Source organism: Paenibacillus sp. TAF43_2, from assembly GCF_052113545.1.
Taxonomy (GTDB): Bacteria; Bacillota; Bacilli; order Paenibacillales; family Paenibacillaceae; genus Pristimantibacillus.
Map to the genome: position 1 here is coordinate 1 of NZ_JBFRDK010000293.1, position 4,560 is coordinate 4,560.

Consider the following 4,560-nt stretch of genomic DNA (forward strand, 5'->3'; position numbering starts at 1 on the left):
GGATATGGTGGAAGGCTTGATCGCTTTTAAGGATATGGTGGAAGGCTTGATCGCTTTTAAAAAGGATCAAGTTAATATGGCAGACTGTGTGATGTTCATCGATGATCCAATAAAGAAGGAATCGCAGATTCCAATGCCGCCCATGAATGTATGGTCGGAGCTCATTAAGCAAGGAAATAAGAAAAAGGTACTCGATGAATCGCAGCAGTTTTTGGATTCATGGAAACGAATTGAGTGCTTAGGAGCCAAAAGGCTGCAGCAATTTTATCAAAGCTTTCTGCAAATGGTTCTGCATACGCTGCATGAGCAGGGGCTGCGCGCGGATGAAATTTTTTCGGACCATTTGACGCCAGAGCGTATTTTGTCAGCGACACGAAGCGTGACGAACCTTCAGAATTGGGTGCGGGATGTGCTTGAGAAGGCGCTCGTCCATATGGAAAAGCTGGATTCGACGGAGACTGTGGTCGAGAAGATCAAGCGCTACATTGCGCTTCACATCGATGAGGAGCTGTCCAGACAATATATTGCCGATTATATTGGGTTAAGCCCAGATTACATCGTTAAACTGTTTAAGAAAGAGACGGGGCTCTCGATATCCGATTATATTTTGAAAGAAAGAATCAATCTTGCAAAGGAGCTGCTCGCAAGAACCGATACTACGATCAGCAACGTCGCACTTGCGGTTGGCTTCTCGAATTTTTCGTATTTTTCTACTTTGTTTAAAAAAGAAGTATCGATGACACCCCAGTATTATCGCAAAGGCTGTCCGTCCAAATAAACGATGCCGTTAGAGGATTAGAGACCCTCTGACGGCATTTTTCTTTTCCCGTTTAGGATGTCGGAAACTCGAAAGTCGGATGTCGGATTATTAGTAGTGGCTCTATTTTGTTTGCGCTACTATTAGTTAAGCAACATATTAAACGAAGCCAAAGGTGGTTGAGACCCGTGCAAGCAAATCCTGAGACGTCACCCTCCAATATGAAGCAGGTCTCATTGAAGACGAAGAAGAAAGCAGCATTCGCATCGGAGATGAGAAAGGTTAAGAAATACCGTGCCCTCGTGCTGATGGCGCTGCCCGGCCTTTTGTACCTGCTGATTAACAACTATTTGCCGATGTTCGGAATCGTGATCGCATTTAAGGACATCAATTTTGCCAAAGGAATTATGGGCAGCGATTGGATTGGCTTTAAAAACTTTGAGTATTTGTTCAAAACAACGGACGCTTACATCATTACAAGAAATACGCTGCTTTATAATATTACCTTTATCCTGTTGAATACGGGGATTGCATTAGCGCTTGCGATAATGCTTAATGAAATTCGCAAACGTTTCTTATCAAGGCTGTATCAAACGCTGATCCTGCTTCCCTTTCTAATCTCGATGGTTATTGTCGGCTATCTGGTGCTCGGATTCCTCGATGTTGAGAACGGATTCATGAACAAAACCTTGCTTCCGATGATGGGGCTTGATCCTATCTCTTGGTACAGTGAGACCAAGTATTGGCCATGGATTTTAACGCTCGTAAGCGTGTGGAAAGGCGTAGGCAATTTGTGCATCATTTATTTGGCAGCAATCATCGGCATTGATAATGAGTATTACGAGGCAGCAACGATCGACGGAGCTAACCGGTGGCAGCAAATTACGAAGATTACGCTTCCGCTCGTATCGCCGGTTATTACGATTATGACCTTGCTCGCCATTGGACGTATATTCTACTCCGATTTCGGCTTATTCTTCCAAGTTCCGCTTAACACAGGCGCGCTGATGCCAGTTACGAATACGATTGATACCTATGTTTATCGAGCATTGATTAACCTCGGCGACATCGGGATGTCCTCGGCCGCAGGTTTGTACCAAGCATTGGTCGGATTCATTTTGGTCATTTTATCGAATGCGGTCGTACGAAAATACAACAAAGACAACGCGTTGTTTTAGAAAGGGAGATGTATTATGCAAGCATCGGGGAAGCTCTATCAATGGATCATTAACATCGTTATGCTAGTGTTCACTTTTTTCTGCATCATGCCTTTCTGGCTGCTGTTCTCCGCTTCCCTTACCGATGATATGGAGCTCGTTCGCAGCGGTTATGCTTTTTTCCCAGATAAAATCAGCTTCTCCGCATACCACTATTTGTGGAACAGCTCTTCTGACATTATAAGGGCATACAGCATTACGGTTTTAACGACTATAATTGGTACGACGCTTGGACTTACGCTTACTGCGATGGTCGCTTATCCGCTTTCGCGTCTAGAAATGCCGTTTCGCAACACGCTCGCATTTTATGTATTTTTTACGATGCTGTTTAACGGAGGCCTTGTACCGACGTACTTGCTTTACACCAACTATTTTGATTTAAAAAATACGATGCTGGCCTTAATCATACCGGGCCTTTTGATGAACGGATTTTTTATCATATTGATGAGAACCTTTTTTGCAAGCTCGATTCCGACAGCGATTATTGAATCCGCCTATATCGACGGGGCAAGGGAATGGAAAATATTTTACCGGATCGTATTGCCGCTATCGACGCCGGTGCTTGCTACAGTAGGATTATTTTACACCATTTTATATTGGAATGACTGGTTTAATGGCTTAATCTATCTTACAGATAGTCATTATTATAGCCTTCAAAACCTTCTCAATCGAATATTGCTGGACGTACAGTTTTTACAATCTTCTACGCAGGCAGGCAGCCGTAATGCAGATATTGGAGCGAATATTCCGCTTGCTCCAATGCGGATGGCAATGGCCGCAATTGGGGTCATTCCACTGTTGATCGCCTATCCGTTTTTCCAAAAGTATTTTGTTAAAGGTCTGACGATTGGTGCTGTTAAAGGRTAAATCTTTCATAGACGCTATAACGGCATGGATCATGCATTTATAGATAGAATCGGATCACAAATAAAAATAGGGAGGTCACAGCAATGAGAAAAAACAAGTTTGTGGCAAAAACGCTTCTCTTAATCGTACTAGCTTTCGCAATGGTGATCAGTGCATGCGGCAATGGAGACAACAAGGGCACTAACGCGGGCAACGACGGGAAAACAGCAGAAGGAAAAAGCGGCAACAGCAGCGGGGAGCTTAAGCCTGTTGAGCTAGTTATGGTATTTCCGGTCGGGGGCGAGCCAAAGGATTTAAAGCTGGTGCAGGATGAAATCAACAAAATGACGAAAGCAAAAATCAATGCGACGGTAAAGCTGGTACCTATCGGCTTTGGCGCATGGGCTCAGCAGAAGACGCTAATGATGTCGGGTAATGAACAGGTGGATTTGATCGTAAGCGGACTTGGAACCTACAGCCAAGACGTAGCTAAAGGGCAGCTTCTTGAGCTTGATGGATACTTGGCTGAGAATGGACAAGGGGTTACGGAAGCGCTAGACTCCCTTGATACTGCGTTCTTGAATGCGACGAGAATCGATGGAAAAATATATGCAGTACCAAGTATCAGGGATTTGGCAGCAGATTATGGCATCACGATGCGCAAGGATTTGGTTGAAAAATATAACATTGATACTGCCGCGATTAAATCTTTGGATGATTTGGACGCTGTATTCAAAACAATTAAAGATAATGAACCGGATATGATTCCGACAGTTAAGTATGGAACATCTATTCTCGATATTTTTGTTCTCAGCTACTTTGATAACTTGGGCGAAGGCTTTGGCGTGCTTCCAGGCTATGACAACGACCTGAAGGTCGTGAATATGTATGAGACGCCGGAATATGCCGAAATGCTGAATACAGTGAGAAGATGGAATCAAGCAGGTTATATTGCCAAGGATGCAGCTACAAGCACTGAGACGCAATACAACTTAGTTAAATCGGGCAAGGCATTCTCGTTCATATCCCATATGAAGCCGGGTATTGAGACGCAGGAATCAAGATCTACAGGCAAAGAGATGGTATCGGTACATTTCCGCCCTGCAGCAACAGCGACGTATAATATTACTTCCATTATGTGGAGTATCGCAAGAAACTCGAAGGACCCTGAGAGAGCGATGATGCTGCTGAATATGATGTATACCGATAAAGACTTCATCAACTTGCTGGATTACGGGATTGAGAACAAGCATTACGTGAAGGTTTCCGACAATGTCATTGATTACCCGCAAGGCGTGGATGCAACAAACTCAGGCTACAACCTGCAAATGGGCTGGATGTTTGGCAACCAATCGCTTTCACACATTTGGAATGGCGATGATCCAGAGCTTTGGAATCAGCTGGCTGAGTTTAATAGAAATGCCGTGAAATCAAAAGCGCTTGGCTTTACTTTTAATGCAGATGCCGTCAAAACAGAAATTGCGGCAGTAACGAATGTGCAAAACCAGTACAAAATTGCACTGGAGACCGGAACGGTCGATCCTGTTGCGAAGTTGCCTGAATTCAATAAACAGCTGAAAGCAGCGGGAATAGACAAAATTATCGCCGAGAAACAAAAACAGCTGGACGCTTGGGCGGCAGCTAAAAAATAGGAAGAAGCTGAATGGGGCTGTCCCATAAGCATCAAGCTCGCTGAGGAATAGCTCGCTTTGAACGGGAGTATTGGTAGCAGTACAGGAG

Annotated in this window: 4 protein-coding genes; all 4 read left to right on the forward strand. The window is 44.2% G+C overall.

Annotated features, from left to right (window positions below):
- On the forward strand, nt 1-778 hold a 778-nt coding region (locus AB4Z17_RS32240; RefSeq protein WP_441964418.1), incomplete at its 5' end, for a helix-turn-helix domain-containing protein.
- 251 nt (nt 779-1,029) lie between these two features.
- On the forward strand, nt 1,030-1,935 hold the full coding sequence (locus AB4Z17_RS32245) for an ABC transporter permease (RefSeq protein ID WP_372238971.1): 906 nt from the start codon (nt 1,030-1,032) through the stop codon (nt 1,933-1,935).
- Between the two features lie 15 nt (nt 1,936-1,950).
- Nucleotides 1,951-2,841 (forward strand): carbohydrate ABC transporter permease, encoded by an 891-nt coding sequence (locus AB4Z17_RS32250; RefSeq protein WP_076267076.1) that lies wholly within the window; start codon nt 1,951-1,953, stop codon nt 2,839-2,841.
- 83 nt (nt 2,842-2,924) lie between these two features.
- Nucleotides 2,925-4,472: an ABC transporter substrate-binding protein gene (locus AB4Z17_RS32255; protein ID WP_441964420.1), complete on the forward strand. Its 1,548-nt coding sequence runs from the start codon at nt 2,925-2,927 to the stop codon at nt 4,470-4,472.
- Nucleotides 4,473-4,560 lie beyond the last annotated feature (88 nt).